The following is a 21837-nucleotide window of genomic DNA, read 5'->3' as shown; positions in this document are numbered from 1 at the left end:
GATGCCTCCCCGGAACCGCACCCCGGGCCATCACTCTCCAGGATCTTTCATCATGTATTCCCATGCTTCCTCTTCCGGCGTCTTCCGCATCGGCGGGGACCTGCCGATCCATCGACTGGGCTTCGGCGCCATGCGCATCACCGGCAAGGGCATCTGGGGCGAACCCGACGATGTCGCTGGGGTCATCCGCACGCTCAAGCGGCTTCCGGAGCTCGGCGTCAATTTCATCGACACGGCCGACTCCTACGGGCCGGATGTGTCCGAGCGGCTGATCCGCGAAGCGCTGCATCCCACCATGCACCGCTATAGCGGCATGGTCGTCGCCACCAAGGCCGGGCTGGTGCGCACCGGGCCGGACCAATGGACACCGCTGGGAAGGCCGGAATACCTGATCCAGCAGGCGCACCGCAGCCTGGCGAAACTGGGCATCGACCAGATCGATCTCTGGCAGCTCCACCGCATCGATCCCAAGGTGCCGCGCGAGGAACAGTTCGACGCCATCCGCTACCTGCAGAAACAGGGCCTGATCCGCCATGCGGGACTGAGCGAGGTCGGCGTCGAGGAGATCGAAGCGGCCTCCAGGTACTTCAAGGTCGCCACGGTGCAGAACCAGTACAACCTGACCAACCGCGGCAGCGAGGACGTGCTCGACTACGCCACCGAGCACGGCATCGGCTTCATCCCCTGGTTCCCGCTGGCCGCCGGCGGCTTGGCCCAGCCCGGCACCCCGCTCGACCAGATTGCCCGCCGCCACCAGGCCACCCCGGGACAGGTCGCCCTCGCCTGGCTGTTGCGGCGCAGCCCGGTGATGCTGCCGATCCCGGGCACCTCGAAAGTGCAGCACCTGGAGCAGAACGTGGCGGCCGCCGGCATCGAGCTTTCGCAGGAGGAATTCACGGTGCTCGACCGGCTGGGACGGGCGGACTGATTCGCCCGCTCCAAGCCTAATCTTCGGCCTACTCCGGTCTTGGGAATTGCCCTACTATCGGGCGATGAATCCTACGGCCCCATCTTCCCCGGGCGGCGCTCCCCGGGGCAGCCTGTCCTGCGTCGGCCTGGGCATGACCCTGGGCTCCCATCTCACGCCGCTGGCGCGCAGCCATATCGAACAGGCGGACGTGGTGTTCGCCGCGCTGTCCGACCACGTGGTGGAGCTGTGGCTGCAGCGCATGCACCCTGATGTGCGCAGCCTCCAGCCCTATTACGCGGAAGGCAAGTCGCGGCTGAAGACCTACCGCGAGTGGGTTGAGTTGATGATGGCCGAGGTGCGTGCAGGCAAACGGGTCTGCGGCGTGTTCTACGGCCACCCCGGGATCTTCGCCTGGTCGCCGCACAAGGCCATCGAGGTGGCGCGTGCGGAAGGCTACGAGGCACACATGGAGCCCGGCATCTCCGCCGAGGATTGCCTGTATGCCGACCTCGGCATCGACCCCGGCCGTTTCGGTTGCCAGCACTTCGAGGCCAGCCAACTGCTTTTCTACGAGCGGCGCATCGACCCCGCCGGCTACCTGGTGCTGTGGCAGGCCGCCCTGGTCGGCGACCGCTCGCTGGCGCGCTTCGAGACCGGCTCCGAATACCGCCAGGTGCTGGTGGACCTGCTGGCTCGGGACTATCCACTCGACCACGAGATCACCATCTACCGCGGCGCCACGCTGCCGATCGAACGGCCGAGGGTCCGGCGCATCGCCCTGCGCGAATTGCCCTATGTTCCCTTGGCTGCCGAGGAAACCGTGGTGCTGCCGCCAGCCGAGACTTTGAAGCCGAATCTTGCCATGCGTGAGCGGCTAGAGGCGCTTGACAGGCTCAATGAGGCAAGCACGATCACATCGTAAGGGGAAATTGGGCACGGTGCCTGTTGCTGGCTATCAATAAGCGCCGATATCGGCCGTTATCATGCTTTGAGCGAATGAATGCATGGCATAGACACGCCGGTTCCATCGCGCAAATGCGACGATACAAAACAGGGGAATCCAAAATGACAGATACGATCGAGCTGTTGGAAACCATTGGCAAGAATGCCTCCTTGCGCCATGCCGCGACCGACGAACTGGCGTACGCCTTGGAACGCGCAGACGCCTCGGAAGCATTGATGGCCGCCGCCTTGGTTGGGGACAGTGCCTTGCTGGCCGTCGAACTGGGCCAGAAACCGATGAAGGTAAATCATGACGTTCACGCTCCAGGTCATGAGGAAGAGCCGGAGCAGGCACCGGGTGAAGCGGATCCGCTTCTTCCGGCCCATCCCGACCAAGGCGGATCCGTGCGCGACCAGTAGGTCTTGTCTACATGCCCCGGCAGTGGAGGCGCTTGCAGCCATGGCCCCTTTTCGTGGCCATGGCTTTCTGCGCATTCACGCAGCCATCCTTCGCGATAGATCAGGAAGCCAGCGCCACAGCACTGCTCGACCAGGCTGAAAGCCTGCGCACCATCGACAATCCACGCTTTCTTCGCCTACTCGAAGAAATTCGCCAGTCATACCCTCACCTGTCGGTCCATGAGCACTGGAAGCTGCGCTATCTCGAGGCATGGCAAGCCTCCTTCCAGGGCGACTACGCCCATGCGGACCCCTTATTGCAAGATGTCATCGACCATGCCGGCGATCCCGCCCTGGTAGCCAAGGCATCAGCTGTGCTCATAGACGACATGGGTAGCAACAAGCGCTATGGCGAGGCATTCGAGCTGGCCAATCGATTGGTGGCCGATCTGCCGAATACGGAGGATAAGCTGGCACGCTTCTTCGTACTGTTTTATGTATCCCAATTGCTCAGGTCAGCCGGGCAGTACGAGTTGGCCGCCAACTATGCCAGCCAGGCACTAGCACTCTCCTCAGGCGAGGCCGCGTGCCCAGCAACAGCACTGCTCCTGACGGTGCGTTATGAAAGCCACAAGCTGACCTCCACCAGTCCCGAGCTTCAGCAAGGAATCAACATCTGCCAGGCCGCCAACGAACCGGTCTACATGGATTCCATCTGGCTGTTGAAGAGTAGTCTTTATCTGGATGAGGACCAGCCAGGCAAGACTGTTGCCTTGCTGCAGCGTATCGCTCCCAGCGTCCGTTCAAACCACTACTACGCGAACATGCTGGCGTCCCAAGTCGAGCTTGCCCAGGCCTACTTGAAACTGGGCGACGATGCATCGGCCCGAAGGGCAGCCCTGGCCGCTTTGGCGCTTAGCGATCCTGACGATATCAGCGAATCGCTGAGAGATACCTACCAAGTGCTTTATCTCCTCGACAAGAAGCACGGCGACTCCGCTGCGGCGCTGGCCAATTACGAACACTACGTCACCCAGAACAATGGCTATCTCAACGACATCAGCGCCAGGGCGCTCGCCTATGCCATGGCCCAGCAACATATGCTGGTGCAGAAGTTCGAGACGGAAAAGCTGAGCCGGCAGAACAATATCCTCCGGCTGCAACAGGCGCTGGATACCAAGGCGGTGGAAGCTGGGCGGCTCTATATTGCCTTGCTGCTGATGGTCCTGGCTTCCGTGATCTTCTGGCTGTTCCGGCTGCGGCGCTCGCAGCTCCGCTTCAAGAAACTGTCTCGCCATGATGGGCTGACCGCCATCTACAACCACCAGCACTTCGTCAGCGAGGCCGATCACGCCTTGCAGCTGCTGAAGAAGAAAGCTGGCGCCGCCTGCCTGGTCTCCATCGACCTGGACTACTTCAAGCAGATCAACGATACCCATGGCCATGCGGTGGGCGATGCTGTGCTCAGGCACACCGTGGCCCTCTGCCGACTGCAGTTGCGTCCGGGCGATCTGTTCGGCCGCCTGGGTGGCGAGGAGTTCGGCATCCTGCTGGTCGGCTGTGCGCGCGACCAGGGCAAGGCCATCGCCGATCGCATACGCATGGCCATCGAGTCCTCGCCAGTGAACGAGGATGGTTGCGTCGTCTCGTTTTCCGCCAGCATCGGCATGGCGTCCACCGATACCTCCGGCTACGAGTTGCAGCGCCTGCGCCGGGAAGCCGATGCCGCGCTCTATCGGGCCAAGCGCACCGGGCGCAACCGGGTCATCGCCGATACCCAGGGGGATGGGTTGGTTGGTGTCTGATCCTGGGGCTTTTCGCGGGTTGGTCGCGCACTGGGTGCGCTCCTACAGACAGCTAGACCCGTCAGATCAGTGTCTGGTCCAGTGGTGTCGGCTCCTTGCCCAGCAGATCCACCAGGGTTCGCAGCGCCTGCTCCAGCCGATAGCGCTGCTTGATGCCGCCCAGCGAGATACGAATTGCCCGGGGCTTTTCCGTGCCGGCGGCAAAGGCATCCGAGGAGGTCACCGCCAGTCCTTCCATGCGCGCGGCAATGGCCAGTTCCGTCGGCGTCCAGTGCCCGGGAAGCTCGTACCAGAGGTGGATCGTACCGCGCGGCCAGCGCCGCTCGCCGTCGGCCAGTATGTGCTCGGCCAGTTCCTGGCGCGTGCGTGCCTCCGCCTTGACGCCCTGCAGCCACTGGCCGGCGGTGCCGTCATGGATCCATTGCGTGACCATCGCCGTCGCCAGCGGCGAGGGCATCAGCGTGGTCGCCCGCAGCGCGGTGAGCAGCGCCTTCCGCGCATGTTCGCTGGGCGATGCCACGTAGGCCGTCCGCAGGCCGGGCGCCAGGCACTTGGATAGCGTGGAGAGATAGTGCGTGCGCTCAGGCGCCCAATGGGCGACAGGCGGCGGCGGGTCCTCGGCCAGCAGCCAGTAGGGATCGTCCTCGATGATCTGCAGGTCGTGCCGCGCGGCGACCTGGGCCAGCTCGCGCCGTCGCGCTTCCGGCATGGTGGTCGCGGTGGGGTTGTGCAGGGTCGGGTTGAGATAGAGCACGCCTGCCCCACCCTCGCGGCAGGCCGAGGCCAGCGCGTCGGGCCGCATGCCGTGCGCGTCGCGCTCGACCACCGCGAGCGAGCGGCCGAGCTGGCGGCAAGCACCGATCAGCCCAGGATAGGTCATCGCCTCGGTGAGGATGCGGTCGCCCGGCCGGGTCAGCGCCAGCACCAGTCCGGCCAGCGCCGCCTGGGCGCCGGGCGCGGTCGCCATCCGCTGCGCGTCCACGCGTCCCAGCATGGGGGCAAGCCAGCGCGCTCCCGCCGCACGCTCGGCCGGGCTGCCGCCGCCGGTCTGGTAGCTCACCAGTTTGTCGATGTCGGCATGGGCCAGCACCTGCGCCATGCCGTCCTTGAGCAGGCCGGCCACGTCGATCCGTGCCGGTGGCGGCGGCATGTTCATGCCCAGGTCGAGCACCGGTGACAGTTCCACCATCGGCGCCGAGACGAAGGTGCCCAGCGCCCCGCGCGCGTGAATGAGCTGGCGCGCGCTCGCCTCGGCATACACGCGTGTCACCGTGGTCAGGTCCAGACCCAACTGCCGGGCCAACTGGCGCTGGGGCGGCAGGCGGTCGCCCGGACGCAAGCGCCCGTCGGCGATGGCGCGCTCCAGGAAATGCAGCACCTGCAGGTAGCGCGGGCCTCGACCGCCCAGGGCGTCCGTCCAATCGAGCGCAGCGCCAGGCTCTTGTATGGGTCTTGTCCGAGGCATTTTGCCGCCGATGTATGGATTTTGTCGGCGACTAGTATGCGCGCACCTCCCTAGCAGAATCCAAGCGTGGCGGCCTTGACGTTGCTCATGAGCTACCAGGCGCCCTTCCCAGGTGCATATTCCCCATGTCTGATTTCCTGGCCCGACATGTCCGCAAGGCCATGCAAGGCATCGCCGACCCGATGCGTCCCCGCCTTGGCGGCCTTGCCCGCCTCCTGAGCCTCGGCTCGACCAGCTTGCTCGCCGGTTGCCACCTTGCCCTGTTCGATCCCAAGGGCGACATCGGCATGCAGGAGCGGCATCTGATCGTGCTGTCGCTGGGCATCATGCTGGCGGTGGTGATCCCGGTCATCGTGCTGACCCTGTTCTTCTTCTGGCGCTACCGCGCCACCAACACCAAGGCCACCTACGCCCCCGAGTGGGCACACTCGACGCGCATCGAGGTGGTGGTGTGGACCATCCCCTGCGTGATCGTCGCCTTCCTCGCCGTGCTGATCTGGCGCAGCACGCACAGCCTCGATCCGTACCGGCCACTGGCCTCGGACGTGCCCTCCGTGCGCGTGCAGGTGGTGGCGCTGAACTGGAAGTGGCTGTTCATCTACCCCGACTACGGCATCGCCACGGTCAACGAACTGGTCATTCCCGCCCGCACGCCGATCGATTTCGAGCTGACCGCCGACTCGATCATGAACTCGTTCTTCATCCCGCGCCTGGGCAGCCAGGTCTATGCCATGGCCGGCATGCAGACGCAGTTGCACCTGGTCGCCGACCAGCCTGGCACCTACCTGGGCCAGTCCTCGGCCTATAGCGGCTCGGGCTTCTCGGATATGCATTTCCAGGCACGGGCGATCGGCGATGCGGACTTCAGGCAGTGGATCGAGCAGGCCAAGGCCTCGCCGCTGAAACTCTCGCGCGATGCCTACCGCTCACTGGCCGAGCCCAGCCATGGCTACGAACCCACCGAGTACGCCGCCGTGGACCCGGGCCTGTTCCAGACCGTGCTCAACCAGTACATGCCGGCGCCCAAGGACGGCCAATTCTGCGGCCCCGCCTTGCCCGGCCTGCGCGCCCAGGCGTCCTGGGCCACCGCGAAACCCGTGAACGAGTAACCAGCCATGTTAGGAAAGCTCACCCTCGACGCCATTCCGCTGCACGAGCCCATCATCATGGGCACGCTGGCGGTGGTGGCCCTGCTCGGCGCCGCCTTGCTCGGCGCGATCACCTACTTCGGCAAGTGGAAATACCTGTGGAGCGAGTGGCTCACCTCGGTCGACCACAAGCGCATCGGCGTCATGTACATCATCCTTGCCCTGGTGATGCTGCTGCGCGGCTTCGCCGACGCCATCATGATGCGCGCGCAGCAGGCCATGGCCGCCAACGACGCGGCCGGCTACCTGCCCCCGCACCACTACGACCAGATCTTCACCGCGCACGGCGTGATCATGATCTTCTTCGTGGCCACGCCGCTGATCCTGGGCCTGATGAACGTGATCGTGCCGCTGCAGATCGGCGCGCGCGACGTGGCCTTTCCCTTCCTCAACCAACTGAGCTTCTGGCTGTCCGCCGTGGGCGCGGTGCTGGTGATGATGTCGATGTTCGTGGGCGACTTCGCCGCCACCGGCTGGGTGGCCTATCCGCCGCTGTCGGAACTGGGCTATAGCCCCACGGTCGGCGTGGACTACTACATCTGGTCGCTGCAGATCTCCGGCCTGGGCACGCTGCTCACCGGCATCAACCTGGTGGTGACCATCCTGCGCATGCGCGCGCCGGGCATGGACCTGATGAAGATGCCGGTGTTCACCTGGACCGCGCTGATCACCAACATCCTGATTATCGCCGTGTTCCCGGTGCTCACCGCGACGCTGGCCTTGCTCACGGCCGACCGCTACCTGGGCATGCACTTCTTCACCAACGAGGCCGGCGGCAACGCGATGATGTACATCAACCTGATCTGGGTGTGGGGCCACCCGGAGGTATACATCCTGATCCTGCCCTGCTTCGGCGCCTTCTCCGAGATCATCGCGGCCTTCTCGGGCAAGCCGCTGTTCGGCTACACCTCGATGGTCTATGCCACCTCGTCCATCGGCGTGCTGTCGTTCTTCGTGTGGCTGCACCACTTCTTCACCATGGGCTCGGGCGCGAACGTCAATGCCTTCTTCGGCATCATGACGTCGATCATCTCGATTCCTACCGGCGTCAAGCTGTTCAACTGGCTGTTCACCATGTTCCGGGGGCGCATCCGCTACCACTCCGCCACGCTGTGGACGGTCGGCTTCATGGTGAGCTTCGCCATAGGCGGCATGACCGGTGTGCTGCTGGCGGTGCCGGGCGCGGACTTCGTGCTGCATAACAGCCTGTTCCTGGTGGCGCACTTCCACAACGTGATCATCGGCGGCGTGCTGTTCGGCTGCCTGGCCGCCATCAGCTTCTGGTTTCCCAAGGTGTTCGGCTTCACGCTGGACGAGTTCTGGGGCAAGGTCTCGTTCTGGTGCTGGCAGATCGGCTTCTACCTCGCCTTCATGCCGCTGTACGTGCTGGGTTTCGACGGCATGACGCGTCGCATGAACCACTACAGCAACCCGGACTGGCATCCCTGGCTGGTGGTGGCGCTGTGTGGTGCGGTGGTGATCGGCGCGGGCATCGTGGCGATGTTCATCCAGTTCGCCGTCAGCATCCGCCATCGCCACGCGCACCGCGACCTCAGCGGCGACCCGTGGAACGGCCGCAGCCTGGAATGGGCCACCTCCTCGCCGGCGCCGTTCTACAACTTCGCCCACATCCCACAGATCACCTCGCTGGAGCAGCACTGGGAGGACAAGGTCACCGGCCGCGCCTACAGCCAGCCCGACCGCTACGAGGACATCCACATGCCACGCAATACCGGCGCCGGCTTCATCATCTCGATGCTGTCGCTGGTGCTGTGCTTCGCCCTGGTCTGGCATATCTGGCCGCTGACCTCGGCGTCGCTGGTGGCGGTGATCGTCGCCTTCCTGGCCCGCACCTACGACCGCGACGTCGACTACATCGTGCCCGCCGCCGAGGTGGCGCGCATCGAGCGCGAGCGCTACGCCCGTCTGTGGACGTCCGTCTCGTCACTGGAACTTCATCCTCACCGCGCCGAGAAGGCGGCCTGATCCCATGGACATGACGCTTGCTACCACTCACCACGACGGCGCCCATGAGGGCGGATCCATGACCACGCTCGGGTTCTGGATCTACCTGATGAGCGACTGCCTGATCTTCGCGGTGCTGTTCGCCACCTTCGCCGTGCTGGTGGGCAACACCGCCGGCGGTCCCAGCGGCAAGGATCTGTTCGAGCTGCCCTACGTGCTGGGCGAGACGGTGTTGCTGCTGTTGAGCAGCTTCACCTTCGGCGCGGGCGTGCTCGGTGCGCGCGCCAGCCGCAAGGGCCAACTGCTGCTCTGGCTGGGCGTGACCTTCGTGCTGGGCTTCGCCTTCATCGCCATGGAAGTGCACGAGTTCGGCGCGCTGATTCATGAAGGCGCGGGGCCGGGCGTCAGCGCCTTCCTCTCGGCCTACTTCACCCTGGTTGGCACACACGGCCTGCACGTCGCCTGCGGCCTGCTCTGGCTCGCCGTGCTGATGCACCAGGTCGTGCGCTACGGGCTGGACGGCATCGCGCAGCGCCGCTTGGCCTGCCTCAGCCTGTTCTGGCATTTCCTCGACCTGATCTGGATCTGCGTGTTCACCTTCGTCTACCTGCGTGAATTCCTATGAGCATTCCCAACCACGGCCATGACGCCACGGCCTCGCACGGCAACCTGCGCTCGTACTTCGCCGGCCTGCTGATCTCCCTCGCGCTGACGCTCGCCGCCTTCGGCGCGGTGATGACCGGCAAGGTGCCGCACGCAGCGCGCCTGCCCGCCATCGTCGTGCTGTGCGTGGCGCAACTCTACGTGCAGCTGGTGTACTTCCTGCACCTGGGCGCGGCACGCAGCCAGCGCCAGAACACGGCGATCTTCATCTGCACCACCTTGCTGATCGCCATCCTGGTGGCCGGCTCGCTGTGGGTGATGCACAACGCCAACGTGAACATGATGCCGATGTCCATGTCGGCGCAGGATGCGATCAACCGGCTCTAGCCATGATGGCCGGCCGATGGCGCCGGCCGTCATGCCCGCTGCGGATAAGCCAGCGCCAAGGCCGGCGTGCCGGTGATCTGCCGGATCAGCTTGCCGACCGCCGCCGAACGCTCCTGCCGGCGATAGACTGCCGCCACGCCGGAAGCGATGGGCGTTCCCGCCAGCGGCTTGAAGCGCACGCCCGGCATGTTGACCACGTCCTTGAGCACGCTGGGCACGATGGCCACGCCCGCGCCCACCGATACCTGGGTCAGCACCGCGAGCAGGCTGCCCGGTACCCCGCCGATACGTGGCGTGAAGCGCCCGCGCCGCGCCACTTCGTAGGTGCCCAGCGATTGCTCGGGCACGATGAACGCCTCGCCCGCCAGCGCCTTGGCGCGCAGCGGGCCTGACGCGCCCGTCAACGCATGCGTGGAAGGCAGCGCCGCGCAGAACACATCGTTCAGCAGCGTGTGCGAGGCCAGCGAAGCGGGCAGCCGCATCGGCAGGCGGACGAAGCCCACGTCGATGCCGCCCGCTTCCAGCAGGCCGGGCAGGTCGTCCATGCGATGTTCCCGGGCGACGACCGCCACCTCCGGCCAGCCCTTGCGGAAACGCTGCACCTGCGCCTGCAGTACCCCGGCATAGACGGCCGAACCCACGTAGCCGATCTCGATACGCCCTATTTCGCCACGCCCCGCGCGCTGGCCCACGCTCTGCGCCCGTTCGAACTGGGCCATGGCGAGGCGGGCCTCGGCGAGGAACGCCTCGCCGGCGGGCGTCAGGGCCACCGACCGCTTGGAGCGCGCGAACAATCGAGCGTGCAGGCTGCGCTCCAGTTCCTGGATCTGCACCGTCAGCGTAGGGCTGGCGATGCCCAGCCGTTCCGCGGCCCGGGCGAAGTGCAGTTCCTCCGCCACGGCGATGAAGTACCTGACATGCCGCAGCTCCATGGAGGCTCGCCTTTATTAGTTATTGCCTAATATAAAACCCGATTCGTCGCAATGAAAACGAACTCATGCGGCGCTTGAATAGGTGCATTGCAGCCGCTGGGATCGCTACATGAGCGACTTCATTAGCACACCGACCGCCCATATGCCTCACGCCGAGGGGCGCGCCATGCCGGTGCTCGCCCTGGCCTCCGCCGGCTGCGCGCTCACCGTGCTCGACACCAACGTGGTGGGCATCGTGCTGCCCGCCATCGCCAGGGATCTCCACGCCAGCTTCGCCGGCATCGAATGGGTGGTCAGCGCCTACGTGTTGCTGTTCGCCGCACTGCTGCTGCCGGCCGGCGCCATCGCCGACAAGCATGGACGCAAGCGCGTGTTCCTGGTTGGCATCGCGGTGTTCGGGCTGGCCTCCCTCGCCTGCGGACTGGCCGGTTCGGCGATCACACTGGCCCTGGCCCGTGCCTGCCAGGGCGTGGGCGCGGCCTTCCTGATCGCGCCGGCGCTGGCCATCATCGGCCACCGCTTCCACACGGAGCGCGACCGCGCCCATGCCTGGGCCATCTGGGGCAGCGTGATGGGCCTGACCATGGTGCTGTCGCCCATCATCGGCGGCCTGATCAGCAGCACCTACGGCTGGCGCTGGGCGTTCTACATCAACGTGCCGATCTGCATCGCGCTGCTGGCCACGGTGCCGGCCATCGTCGAGGACTCCCGCGATCCCCATCCACGTCCGCTGGACCTGGCCGGCATGGCGCTGTTCGTGCTCGGCATGCTCGGCGTCACCTCGGCCCTGATCCTGGGCCCCGGGAAGGGCTGGACCTCGAACGCGGTGACCGCGCGCTGGCTGGGCGGCATCGGCATGTTCGCCCTGTTCGTGCTGGCCGAGCAGCGCAACGAACAGCCGATGCTCGATCTCGGCCTGTTCCGTCGCCCATCCTTCGTCGGCGCGGTAACGGCGATGTTCGCCTACGCCGCCTCCGCCCAGGTCATGGCTTCGCTACTGCCGCTGTACCTGCAGGGCGCGCAGGGCCATGCCCCGCTCGCGGCCGGCATCGCCATGCTGCCGTTCGCGCTGGCCATGCTGCTGTTCCCCCGCGTCGGCCGCTGGCTGGGCACCCATGGGAACGGCTACCAGGTGCTGACGCTCGGCTTGCTGCTGGTGGGCTTCGGCAATGCGCTGATGGTGCATGCCGCATGGCATGGCGGCCATGCCGCCCTGGTGGCCGCGATGGCGATACTCGGGGCCGGCGGTGGCCTGCTCAACGGCGAAACGCAGAAGGCGGTGATGGTGAACGTGCCGCCGCAGCGCGCGGGCATGGCCTCCGGCATCAGCACCACCTCGCGCTTCGCCGGCATCCTGCTCGGCTTCTCGGGCCTGGGCGCGCTGCTGGCCAGCGGCACGCGCGCGGCGCTGGCCAGCGATCCGCGTTTGCGTGGGCTCCTTCTTTCGAATGAACTCATCGACCGCATCGTGGCCGGCGACGTCGATCTCCGGCCGTCCGTGATCCCCATGGGTGACTGGCCCACCTTCCTCCAGCAGGTACGGCAGGACTACGGCCATGCCTTCGCCGACGTGTTCCTGCTGGCCGCGCTGATCGCGGGCACGGCGGCCAATATCGTGTTCTGGACCATGCGCCGCCGCCGTGCGGACGGTCAACGCTGACTTTTCCGGCTTTCCATCGGCATCCTTATCCCATGAAACCGCATACCTCCCCGCTCCCCCCGCCCGACCCCGAGCATGCCTTTGTGCTCGATACCGAGCGTGTGGCCATCTTCGATCTCGATGGCACCCTGGTGGACTCCGTCGACGGCATGACGGCGGCGATCAACCGGATGCTGCGCTCGTTGAAGGCCGCACCGCTGGATCGCCAGGAAGCCACACCGCTGCTCGGCCATGGCCTGGAACGATTCGCCAGGCGCGCATGCCAGCTGCGCGGCGTGCTGCCGACGGACGAGGACATCGAACGCTTCCTGCACGACTACCGCCTGGATCCCCTTAGCGGCACCCAGCTCTATCACGGCGTCAACCCGGTGCTCGGCCTGCTCGCCCAGACCGGATGGCGCCTGGCCGTATGCACCAATAAGGCCGAGGCCGCCGCGCTGACGATACTGGACGGCCTCGGCGTGCTGGGCTATTTCGACGTCGTCTGCGCCGGCGATACCGTGGCGTGGCCCAAGCCCGATCCGCGCCATATCGGCCAGACACTGCAACTGGGCGGCCTGCTTGGCCTGCCCGCGGTGATGATCGGCGACAACGCCGTGGATATCGCCGCAGCCGCGGCCTACGGCATACCCTGCATCTTCGCTTCGTGGGGATACGGCCAAGCAACCGGTGATGCGTCGGCCTGCCATCCGGCTGGCGTCTTCACCGAACTGCCTGGTCTACTGGAGAGACTGGTGCCGGCGTCCCATCGCCAGCCGCTCCGGTGATGCGTCCTCGCGGGTATGGACCGCGCACGCCCACGCCGCGCCGGCGAAGCGGCCGGAGCCGGCAGCCACGCTGAAACAGCGAAGGCGCGCCCCGAGATGTTCATCCGGCGGCTCACGATGTATCTTGCGGCAGAGCCGCCCCGGTAACGGGGCCCAGCCTTCGCACTCCCGCCGGACGCCATTCGCAACGACTGCCCATGCCTGTTGCCGAGCCCGCCAAGACGTCTTCGCCACCGCTGCCGCATATCCTGGTCGTGGACGACGACGTGGAAGTCTCCTCGCTGGTCAAGCGCTACCTCGGCACCCAGGGCTTCACCGTCTCCGCCGCCGAGAACGGCAGCCAACTGCGCGAGACACTGCGCGCGACGCCGGTGGACCTGGTGCTGCTGGACCTGGGCCTGCCCGGCGAGGACGGGCTGGATCTCACCCGCTACCTGCACAGCCACTGGGCCGGGCCGGTCATCATCGTGTCCGGCCGCGGCGAATCGATCGACCGCATCGTCGGCCTGGAACTGGGCGCCGACGACTACGTCACCAAGCCCTTCGAACTGCGCGAGCTGCTGGCGCGCATCCGCAGCGTGCTTCGTCGCACCGGCCGCCTGGCCACGCCCGAACCAGTGCCGTCGCGGCAGCCCACGCTGGTGTTCGGGGGCTACCGCATGGAGATCGCCTCGCACGTGCTGCGCGCGCCCGGCGGCGAGGAAGTGCCGCTGACCACCGGCGAATACGAGCTGCTCAGATTGTTCCTGGAGCATCCCAACCGGGTGCTTTCGCGCAATGACATCATGACCCGCATCCATGGCCGCGACGCCGGCCCGTTCGACCGCGCGATTGACGTGCAGATCGGCCGGCTGCGCCGCAAGATCGAGCCCGACCCGGGCCGGCCCAGCATACTCAAGTCCATCCGGGGCACCGGCTACATCCTGACCGAGCAGGTGCACCGCGAATGAACGACGCCCCCGCCATCCACGGCGACCTGTTCCAGGCCCTGTTCAACACGGCGCCGGACGCCATGGTGGTGGTGGACCGCGAGGGACGCATCGTGCTCGCCAACCCGCAGGCCGAGCACATGTTCGGCTACGGGCCGCACGAGCTGCACGGCCAGCCGGTGGAGGCCCTGCTGCCGGAACGCGTCCGCGTGGCGCACCAGTCGCATCGCTCGGGCTACATGGACCGTCCCCGCGTGCGTCCGATGGGAGCCGGCTACGAACTGACCGGCGTGCGCCGGAACGGCCAGCCGTTCCCGGTCGAGATCGGCCTCAGCCCCATCCGTACCGGCGAGCAGTTGCTGTTCGCCGCATCGATCCGCGACATTTCCGAGACGCAACGCGCGCGCCAGGCGCTGGTGCGCGCCCGCTACGACGCGGCTGCCGGCCAGGTCAGCCGGCTGCTGCTGGAATCGCCCAGCTACGACATGGCGGTGGACAAGGTGCCCTCGCTGGTCGCCACGGCGCTGCACACGGATGCCGCCGCCATCCTGTTCCGCGACAGCCATGGCCGGGGTTGGCATTGCCGGGCCGCCGTCGGCGCCGGACAACTGCTGCAGAAGGCCATCTGCCGCGACCTTTCCGAGGGCGGCTGGCACGGCGACGCGCGCGCGCTGGCGCTGGGCGAGCCGAGCGTCGAAGCGTTTCCCCGCATGCGCGCCGCGGCGGAAGCCGAGCATTTCATGGACGCCGCGCTGGTGCCGCTGCTGGACCGCTACGAGCCCCTGGGCCTGCTGCTCGTGCTCTCCAGGGGACCGGGCACCTTCGACCACGACAAGATGCACTTCCTGCAGTCGGTGGCCAACATGCTGGCCGCCGCCGTGCAGCGCAGCCGCAGCGAGGAGCAACTGGCGCATGCGCAGCGGCTGGACGCCATCGGCCAGTTGACCGGCGGCATCGCGCACGACTTCAACAACCTGCTGACCGTCATCTCCGGCAACCTGCAATTGTTGAGCGCCGCGCTACCGGACGATCCGCTGGCCCGCGAGGCTGCCGACAGCGCGGCGCGCGCCGCCGACCGCTGCGCGGCGCTCACCGGCAAGCTGCTGTCCTTCGCCAGCCGGCGCCACCTGTCGCCGCGCGCCATCCAACCCGGCCAGTTGCTGGCCGAGCTGAAGGAGATGCTGGGCCGCACGCTCGGCGAACGCATCGTGGTCGCCACCGCCACCGCCGGGGCGCTGCCGCCGATCGAGGTGGACCCTTCCGAATTCGATACCGCACTGGTCAACCTGGCCGTCAATGCCCGCGATGCGATGCCGCGCGGCGGCCGGCTGGACATCGCGGTCCGGTTCGACGCGGGCGAACCGTCGCAGCCGCCCGGCAGCGGCCAGGTGGTTTTCCGCATCCAGGACACCGGTTTCGGCATGCCCCCGGAAGTGCTGGCCCACGCGCTCGATCCCTTCTTCACCACCAAGGAGGTGGGCAAGGGCAGCGGGCTGGGGCTGAGCATGGTCTACGGCTTCATGAAGCAGTCCGGTGGACGCATGACGATCGAGAGCCAGCTCGGCTACGGCACCGTGGTGGAACTGTTCTTCCCGGCGGCGGACCCGTCGCGCCTGCCATCGCCGGAAGGCGCTCCGCCCGCCTCGCCGCCGGGTGTGGCGACCATCCTGGTGGTGGAGGACGAACCGCAGGTGCGCGGCGTCGCGCTCGCCTTCCTGCATTCGCTCGGCTATACCGCCCACGAGGCCGCCAGCGCGGAGGAAGCCATCCAGCGGCTGCGCGAGCATCCCGCGATCGACCTGCTGTTCTCCGATATCGTGCTGGGCAACGGCATGACCGGCGTGGAACTGGCGGAAACGGCCCGGCACCTGCGTCCCGACCTGCCCGTGCTGCTCACTTCCGGCTATGAACGGCTGGCGCCCGACATCAGCGACGCGGCCCTCCAGCAATTCGCGATGCTGCCCAAGCCCTACCGCAAGGAAGACCTCGCCCGCGCGGTCTACCGGGCGCTAAGAGCCGTGCAACCCTGATTCCCCAAGGCCGGTCAGGCGTGCTGGCCCGCCAGCGAGCGCAGCGCGCTATCGTCGAGCACCCGCACCTCGCGCCGGGCCACGTCGATCAGCTTCATGTCGTGCAGGCGGGTCATCACCCGGCACACCGTCTCGTTGGTCAGCGCGAGGAAGCTGGCCATGTCCGCGCGGCGCATGCGCAGCACGAAATGCCTGGCGCTGAAACCCTGCCTGGCCTGGCGCCGCGCCTCGTCGAGCAGGAAAGTCGCCACCCGCTGTTCCGCGTTCAAGGTGCCGATGGTCAGCATCCAGGCGTGGTCCGCGCGGATCTCGCGAGCCAGCGCGGCGGTCAGCTTGGCGTGCAGCTCGGGCATCTCGCGGCAGGCGTTGAGCATGGCGGGATAAGGCAGCTCCCATGCCTCGCCGCCCTCCAGCGCCACGGCGCCGCAGGCATAGGTGGAGAGCCCGATCGATTCGGTGCCGAGGAAGTCGCCCTTGCTGCGGAAACCGGTGATCTGGTCACGCCCATCGTCGGACAACTCGATTGTCTTGAGGAATCCCGCATGGACCAGGAACAGCGACTTGAACGGCTGCCCCGCGTGATAGAGCGCATGGCCCGGCGACAGCTTGTGGCGGAACACCGGCACGTAGCGCCGAAGCGTCTCGACATCGATGGTGGTGCCGTCCTCTTCTTCATCCGACGGCAGCGACATGGACGTGATGGAACGTGAGCGCATGTACATGGCGACACCCCTCATAGATCGCAACGATTCGCTGCTGGGGGTGGACGATAGTTGCCGACTGTCACGGCGTGACGTCGGCCCGGCAACAGTTTGTAACGGTGTGTAACAGCGCGGGGAGTGTTGACGCAACGCAATGTCAACGCACTGTCATCGGGCAACACTCGCCGTGACATGAAGGAACCCCCCGGCATCCCATGATCTGGCCCTCGGCATTCATCGATCTCGCCGCCGTCGAGGCATGGGATGCATGGTTCCGTTGGCGCCAGCACGACGAACTGCGCGACGTATCCATCCAGGATACGTGGACGCGCGTGGCGCATGCCCTGGCCGGCGCGGAATCCCCGGAGCAGGCGGGTGCGTTCGAACTGCGACTGTTCGAAGCCATGGAGGGCTGGCGCCTGCTGCTGGACGAACGCGTGCTCGCCACCGCAGGCACCGATCGCCCCGACTGGCCGGACGACGACCTGGTTGCCGTGGTCAACCTCGCCAGCCTGGTGCGCGAGCCGGGCCAGGCCGAGGCCTGCCTGGACCACGCCGGGCTGGAGTCCACTGCCGAGCTCGCCGTGGTCGCCCTGGATAACGCCGCCGCGCTGGCCGTGCCGCGTATCGGACCGCCGGCCATGCATCTGCGCATCGGCCTGATCGGCCTTGCCGACGCCATGGTGCTACTGGGATATCGCTATGACAGTTCGGACAGTCGCCGCCTGGCCCGTGAAGTGGCGCGTGGCCTGGCCCATGGCTGCCTGCGCGGCAGCCTGCGCCTGGCGCGCGAACGGGGCGCCCGCGCCCGACTGGACGAGCATCCCGCGCTGGGCGACAAGCTGCGCGGGATGTCCGCCGACATGGCCGCCGAAGCCGCGGCGTCCGGCGTCCGCCATGCCCGCCTGACCGCCATCACTTCCCAACCTCGCCTGGCGCAGCTGGCCAACCATGTTTCCGATGCGATCGATCCCCTGGCCGTGCGGGACGACGCCCCGGCGGCGCCGGGCGCACCGACCCGGCTGCCCGGCTCGCCGGGCTTCGCCCTGGAGATCCTGCGCCGCCAGGGGCTGAGCACCAGTCAGTTGAACGCCTCGATGACGGATGCGACGGCCTCCACGCAGGCGCAGGTCGAATTGCGGGTCGCGATGCAGGCCTGGATCGACCATCCCATCGCCTATCCGCTGCCTGCCCATGGCGCGCCGGGCCAACGGGTACCGCTGGATTCGTAAGGCTCAGCATTTCATTGCGCGGGATCAATGCCCACTGGGCCGCCTGTGACAGGCTGACAGGTACGGCCCCACCGACCCGAGGGCACCGGCCATGAAACAGATCCATCCCGCTTCCTCCAGGCCACTGGCCTGGCCTTTCCTGGGCTCACCGTACCTGGATGCCGCGTCCAACCTGTTCACCGCCTGGATGCAGGAGAACGGCCGGATACAGAAGGAGTGGCTGCGTTTCTTCAGCCAACGCCTGGAAAAAACCGCGACGTGGTCGGTCCAGTGCGCCGAGTGCGCCAGCCCGGACAGCTGGCTCGACCTGCAGGTGAACCGCTGGACCAGCCTGGCGACCGATTACCTCGACGAAACCCAGGCGATGTCCTCATTGTTGCGGGAGGCGGCCGAACGCTGCTGGGAACAGCTCGACAAGGCCTTCGCCTCCGTTGACGCCCATCAACGCGCCACGCCGCCCGGCAGGTAGCGTGGCGGGCCCCATCGGAGCCATGCCATGCAGCCAGCGGACATCGCACGCCATTCCACGGAAGAGACGCCCCACACCCGCTTCCGCCTGCTGCTGGAACGCTGTCGCGGGCTGCCGCCGATTCGCATGGCGGTGGTGCATCCCTGCGATGCCGCCTCGCTGCAAGGCGCCATGGACGCCTGCGAGGCAGGCCTGATCGAGCCCGTGCTGGTTGGCCCGGAAGCGCGCATCCGGCGGGCCGCCGAAGCGATCCAGCGCGACCTGGGCCACCTCGAGATCATCGCCACGCCGCACAGCCATGCCTCGGCGGCCCAGGCCGCGACGCTGGCGCGCGATGGGCGGGTGGCCGCCCTGATGAAGGGCGCGCTGCATACGGACGAACTGATGCACGCGGCGTTGGAAAAGACCGCCGGACTGCGTACCGAACGGCGCGCCTCGCACGCCTTCGCCATCGATGTGCCGGGCTATGGGCACCCGCTGATCGTGGCCGACGCGGCGGTCAACATCCTGCCCGACCTGGAAACCAAGCGCGACATCTGCCAGAACACCATCCTGCTGGCCCATGCGCTGGGCATCGCCGAGCGCCGCGTGGCCGTGCTGGCGGCGGTGGAAACCGTCCATTGCAGCATGCCCGCCACGGTGGACGCCGCCGCCCTGAGCAAGATGGCCGAGCGCGGCCAACTGGTCGGCGCCCAGGTGGACGGGCCGCTGGCCATGGACAATGCGCTCAGCGAAGCCGCGCGGCGCGAGAAAGGCATCGTCTCGCCGGTCGCCGGCCGGGCCAACATCCTGCTCGTGCCCAGCGTCGAGGCGGGCAACATCCTGGTCAAGCAACTGGTGCTGCTGGCCGATGCCATCGCTGCTGGCATCGTGCTGGGCATGCGCGTGCCGATCGCGCTCACCAGCCGCGCCGACGATGCGCGTGCGCGCCTGGCTTCCGCCGCCATCGCCCTGCTCCTCGCCCATCAGCCCGACGCCGAGCGCCTGGCCGCGCTGAAGGCGGCGGTCGCCGAGACGGCCTGATGCCTCCTCGCCAGATTGATCGCCATCAACTTCCCTCGAAGGATGGATACTAGGCTTGCGGGCATCGGCCCGGACCAGCCCGGGAGCGGATCGAATCCATGTCCGAATACCTGATGCCATCCAGCGGCGGCACCCGCCGTGCGGTGCGCGCATGCCCATGACGTCCGGGCGCGCTCCCGCCATCGAGCGATCGTGGCGCGGCCTCGCCAAGGCCATACCGACGTGGCTCGGCCAGTTACGGGCGGGCCTGATTACCGGCGCCGCCGACGACGATCCCAGCGGCATCGCCACTTATTCGCAGGCCGGCGCGCGCTACGGCTACGGCACCCTGTGGACGGTGATCCTGACCCTGCCGCTGATGATCGGCATCCAGATGATCTGCGCCACCGTCGGGCGCGTCACCGGCCGGGGCCTGGCCGCCAACATGCGGCTGTACTTCCCGCGCTGGCTGGTGCTGGCGCTGGTGTTCTCCCTGCTGGTCGCCAACATCATCAACCTGGCGGCCGACATCGGCGCGATGGGTGCCGCGTGGCACCTGCTGATGGGCGGCTCGGCGCCGCTGTATGCCGCCCTGTTCGCCACGATCTCGCTGCTGCTCGAAGTGTTCGTGCCGTTCCCGCGCTATTCGCCGTTTCTCAAACTTCTCACGCTGGCCCTGTTCTCCTACGTGGCCGTGGCCTTCATGGCCGACGTGCCATGGGCCAGCCTGGGGCGGCTGCTGTGGCCCCGCGGCGTGCCGCTGCACGATTATTTCGTGATGATCGTGGCCATCTTCGGCACTACGATCAGCCCTTACCTTTTCTTCTGGCAGGCCTCGGAGGAAGTGGAGGAAGCGGACGACTCGACGGCCATGGCGCCGCTGTCGCTGGCGCCGGCGGAAGCGGTGGCCGATCTCAAGCGCATCCGCTTCGACACCGTGGTCGGCATGACCTATTCCAACCTGGTGGCGTTCTTCATCATGGTGACCGCGGCGGCCGTGCTCCGTCCCAACGGCATCATCGACATCCAGACCTCCAGCCAGGCGGCGCAGGCGCTGGCGCCGCTGGCCGGCAAGGCTGCCTCGCTGCTGTTCGCCGTGGGCATCATCGGCACGGGACTGCTGGCCGTGCCCGTGCTGGCCGGCTCGGCGGCCTATGCGGTAACCGAGGCCGCCGGGCAATCGGCACGCCTGAGCCAGAAGCCCGGCGACGCCCGCATCTTCTACCTCATCATCGCCGGCGCGACCGTGCTCGGCACGCTGCTGAGCTTCTCGTCGATGGATCCCATCCGCATGCTGTTCTGGGCGGCGGTGATCAACGGCGTGATGTCCGTGCCGCTGATGGTGGGCATCATGTGGATCGCCACGCAGCGCAAGGCCATGGACCGTTTCGTGATCGGCGGCAGGCTGCGCTGGCTGGGCTGGCTGGCCACCGCCGCGATGGCCTTCGTCGTGCTGGGCATGTTCCTGTAGGGAGGTTTCCCCATGTTCGCCATGGTCGCCAGAGCGCCTGGCCTGCCGCTGTCCGCCGAGGAGCGCGAGGACCCGCGTCCCGCGCCGGACGAAGTCCTCATCCGTGTCGAGGCCTGCGGCGTGTGCCGTACCGACCTGCACCTGGTGGACGGCGAGCTGCCGCAGGCGCGCTATCCGGTGATCCCCGGGCACGAGGCGGTGGGCGTGGTCGAGGCCCTGGGCGAGCAGGTCACCGTCCTGTCGGTGGGCGACCGCGTGGGCGTGCCCTGGCTGGGCGGTGCCTGCGGCGTGTGCGAGTACTGCCGCAGCGGCCGCGAGAACCTGTGCGACACCCCGGTATTCACCGGCTGCAGCCGCGACGGCGGCTACGCCACCCACATGACCGCGCGCGCCGCGTTCTGCCTGCCGCTACCGCGCGAGAGCTACCCCGATGCGGCGGCGGCCGCGCCCCTGCTCTGCGCCGGCTTGATCGGAGGACGCGCCCTGCGCCTGGCCGGCGAGGCCCAGCGCGTGGGCCTGTACGGCTTCGGCGCCGCCGCGCACATCCTGGCCCAGCTGCTGCACCACCAGCAGCGCGAGGTGTATGCCTTCACCCGGCCGGGCGACGACGCCTCGCAGGACTTCGCGCGGCAGCTCGGCGCGCAGTGGGCCGGCGGCTCCGACGAGATGCCGCCGCGTCCGCTGGATGCGGCGATCATCTTCGCCGCCGTAGGCGAACTCGTGCCCCTGGCGCTGCAGGCGGTGCGCAAGGGCGGCAGCGTGGTCTGCGGCGGCATCCACATGTCGGACATCCCCCGCTTTCCCTACCGGCTGCTGTGGGAGGAACGCCGGCTGCTCTCCGTCGCCAATCTCACCCGGGCGGACGGGCATGCCTTCCTCGATGCCGCCAGCGACGCCGGCATCGCCACCCAGGTCACGCCCTACCCGTTGGCCGAGGCGAACCGCGCGCTGGACGACCTGCGCCATGGCCGGCTGCATGGCGCCGCCGTGCTGGTGCCCGGCTAGCGCCGGGATTGTTGA

At 67.4% G+C, this 21837-nt stretch carries 20 protein-coding genes; 17 read left to right on the top strand and 3 right to left on the bottom strand.

What is annotated here, in order from left to right; all coding sequences use genetic code 11:
- The first annotated feature begins 52 nt into the window (after window positions 1–52).
- From MJ605_RS09660 to MJ605_RS09645, 4 genes are all read left to right on the top strand, one after another.
- Window positions 53–928 (top strand): aldo/keto reductase, encoded by an 876-nt coding sequence (locus MJ605_RS09660; RefSeq protein WP_243041241.1) that lies wholly within the window; start codon window positions 53–55, stop codon window positions 926–928.
- A 64-nt stretch (window positions 929–992) separates the two neighbouring features.
- The gene (locus MJ605_RS09655; protein WP_279237491.1) at window positions 993–1832 is read left to right on the top strand and encodes an SAM-dependent methyltransferase; all 840 of its coding nucleotides are present in this window, start codon (window positions 993–995) and stop codon (window positions 1830–1832) included.
- Between the two features lie 143 nt (window positions 1833–1975).
- Window positions 1976–2272, top strand: coding sequence for a hypothetical protein (locus tag MJ605_RS09650; protein ID WP_243041239.1), 297 nt, complete (start codon window positions 1976–1978; stop codon window positions 2270–2272).
- A gap of 32 nt (window positions 2273–2304) precedes the next feature.
- Complete coding sequence (locus MJ605_RS09645; protein ID WP_243041238.1) at window positions 2305–4056, top strand: GGDEF domain-containing protein; 1752 nt, start codon at window positions 2305–2307, stop codon at window positions 4054–4056.
- Between the two features lie 61 nt (window positions 4057–4117).
- On the opposite strand, the gene MJ605_RS09640 is transcribed toward MJ605_RS09645, so the two are convergent.
- Window positions 4118–5521, bottom strand: a complete 1404-nt coding sequence (locus MJ605_RS09640) for an aminotransferase-like domain-containing protein (RefSeq protein WP_243041236.1) — start codon at window positions 5519–5521, stop codon at window positions 4118–4120.
- Window positions 5522–5646: 125 nt separating this feature from the next.
- Here MJ605_RS09640 and cyoA point away from each other — a divergent pair, with 125 nt between their 5' ends.
- Genes cyoA through cyoD form a run of 4 tightly spaced genes read left to right on the top strand, consistent with a single transcriptional unit; the run spans window position 5647 to window position 9624 of the window.
- Entirely contained in the window at window positions 5647–6630 is a 984-nt protein-coding gene (cyoA, locus tag MJ605_RS09635) for a ubiquinol oxidase subunit II (protein WP_243041234.1), read from the top strand.
- 6 nt (window positions 6631–6636) lie between these two features.
- Window positions 6637–8655, top strand: coding sequence for a cytochrome o ubiquinol oxidase subunit I (gene cyoB / locus MJ605_RS09630; protein ID WP_243041232.1), 2019 nt, complete (start codon window positions 6637–6639; stop codon window positions 8653–8655).
- Window positions 8656–8659: 4 nt separating this feature from the next.
- A complete protein-coding gene (cyoC, locus tag MJ605_RS09625; protein ID WP_425600995.1) occupies window positions 8660–9259 on the top strand; it encodes a cytochrome o ubiquinol oxidase subunit III in 600 nt (199 codons plus the stop codon).
- On the top strand, window positions 9256–9624 hold the full coding sequence (gene cyoD / locus MJ605_RS09620; protein WP_243041228.1) for a cytochrome o ubiquinol oxidase subunit IV: 369 nt from the start codon (window positions 9256–9258) through the stop codon (window positions 9622–9624). Before cyoC ends, cyoD begins: the two co-directional genes overlap by 4 nt.
- A gap of 29 nt (window positions 9625–9653) precedes the next feature.
- Here cyoD and MJ605_RS09615 read toward each other — a convergent pair whose 3' ends face one another.
- Entirely contained in the window at window positions 9654–10556 is a 903-nt protein-coding gene (locus MJ605_RS09615; protein WP_243041226.1) for a LysR substrate-binding domain-containing protein, read from the bottom strand.
- A 109-nt stretch (window positions 10557–10665) separates the two neighbouring features.
- Between MJ605_RS09615 and MJ605_RS09610 the strand changes: the two genes are divergently transcribed.
- The 4 genes from MJ605_RS09610 to MJ605_RS09595 all read left to right on the top strand — a co-directional run bounded on the left by MJ605_RS09610 (window position 10666) and on the right by MJ605_RS09595 (window position 15942).
- Window positions 10666–12216 (top strand): MFS transporter, encoded by a 1551-nt coding sequence (locus tag MJ605_RS09610; protein WP_243041225.1) that lies wholly within the window; start codon window positions 10666–10668, stop codon window positions 12214–12216.
- Window positions 12217–12248: 32 nt separating this feature from the next.
- Window positions 12249–12983, top strand: coding sequence for an HAD hydrolase-like protein (locus MJ605_RS09605; protein ID WP_243041223.1), 735 nt, complete (start codon window positions 12249–12251; stop codon window positions 12981–12983).
- Window positions 12984–13180: 197 nt separating this feature from the next.
- Entirely contained in the window at window positions 13181–13933 is a 753-nt protein-coding gene (locus tag MJ605_RS09600; protein ID WP_243041222.1) for a response regulator, read from the top strand.
- Window positions 13930–15942 (top strand): PAS domain S-box protein, encoded by a 2013-nt coding sequence (locus MJ605_RS09595; RefSeq protein ID WP_243041221.1) that lies wholly within the window; start codon window positions 13930–13932, stop codon window positions 15940–15942. Before MJ605_RS09600 ends, MJ605_RS09595 begins: the two co-directional genes overlap by 4 nt.
- 14 nt (window positions 15943–15956) lie before the next feature.
- On the opposite strand, the gene MJ605_RS09590 is transcribed toward MJ605_RS09595, so the two are convergent.
- Entirely contained in the window at window positions 15957–16658 is a 702-nt protein-coding gene (locus tag MJ605_RS09590) for a Crp/Fnr family transcriptional regulator (protein ID WP_243041219.1), read from the bottom strand.
- A gap of 200 nt (window positions 16659–16858) precedes the next feature.
- On the opposite strand from MJ605_RS09590, the gene MJ605_RS09585 reads away from it, so the two are divergent.
- The 5 genes from MJ605_RS09585 to MJ605_RS09565 all read left to right on the top strand — a co-directional run bounded on the left by MJ605_RS09585 (window position 16859) and on the right by MJ605_RS09565 (window position 21822).
- Complete coding sequence (locus tag MJ605_RS09585) at window positions 16859–17875, top strand: hypothetical protein (protein WP_243041218.1); 1017 nt, start codon at window positions 16859–16861, stop codon at window positions 17873–17875.
- Window positions 17876–17966: 91 nt separating this feature from the next.
- Entirely contained in the window at window positions 17967–18344 is a 378-nt protein-coding gene (locus MJ605_RS09580; RefSeq protein ID WP_243041216.1) for a hypothetical protein, read from the top strand.
- Between the two features lie 27 nt (window positions 18345–18371).
- A complete protein-coding gene (locus tag MJ605_RS09575) occupies window positions 18372–19367 on the top strand; it encodes a bifunctional enoyl-CoA hydratase/phosphate acetyltransferase (RefSeq protein WP_243041215.1) in 996 nt (331 codons plus the stop codon).
- 151 nt (window positions 19368–19518) lie between these two features.
- Entirely contained in the window at window positions 19519–20817 is a 1299-nt protein-coding gene (locus MJ605_RS09570) for an NRAMP family divalent metal transporter (RefSeq protein ID WP_243041213.1), read from the top strand.
- Between the two features lie 12 nt (window positions 20818–20829).
- Window positions 20830–21822, top strand: coding sequence for a zinc-dependent alcohol dehydrogenase family protein (locus tag MJ605_RS09565; protein ID WP_243041212.1), 993 nt, complete (start codon window positions 20830–20832; stop codon window positions 21820–21822).
- The last annotated feature ends 15 nt before the right edge of the window (window positions 21823–21837 follow it).

This window comes from Dyella sedimenti, assembly GCF_022760995.1.
Taxonomy (GTDB): domain Bacteria; phylum Pseudomonadota; class Gammaproteobacteria; order Xanthomonadales; family Rhodanobacteraceae; genus Dyella; species Dyella sedimenti.
The sequence above is the reverse complement of the archived record's forward strand: the minus strand, read 5'-3'. Positions and strand labels throughout refer to the sequence as shown.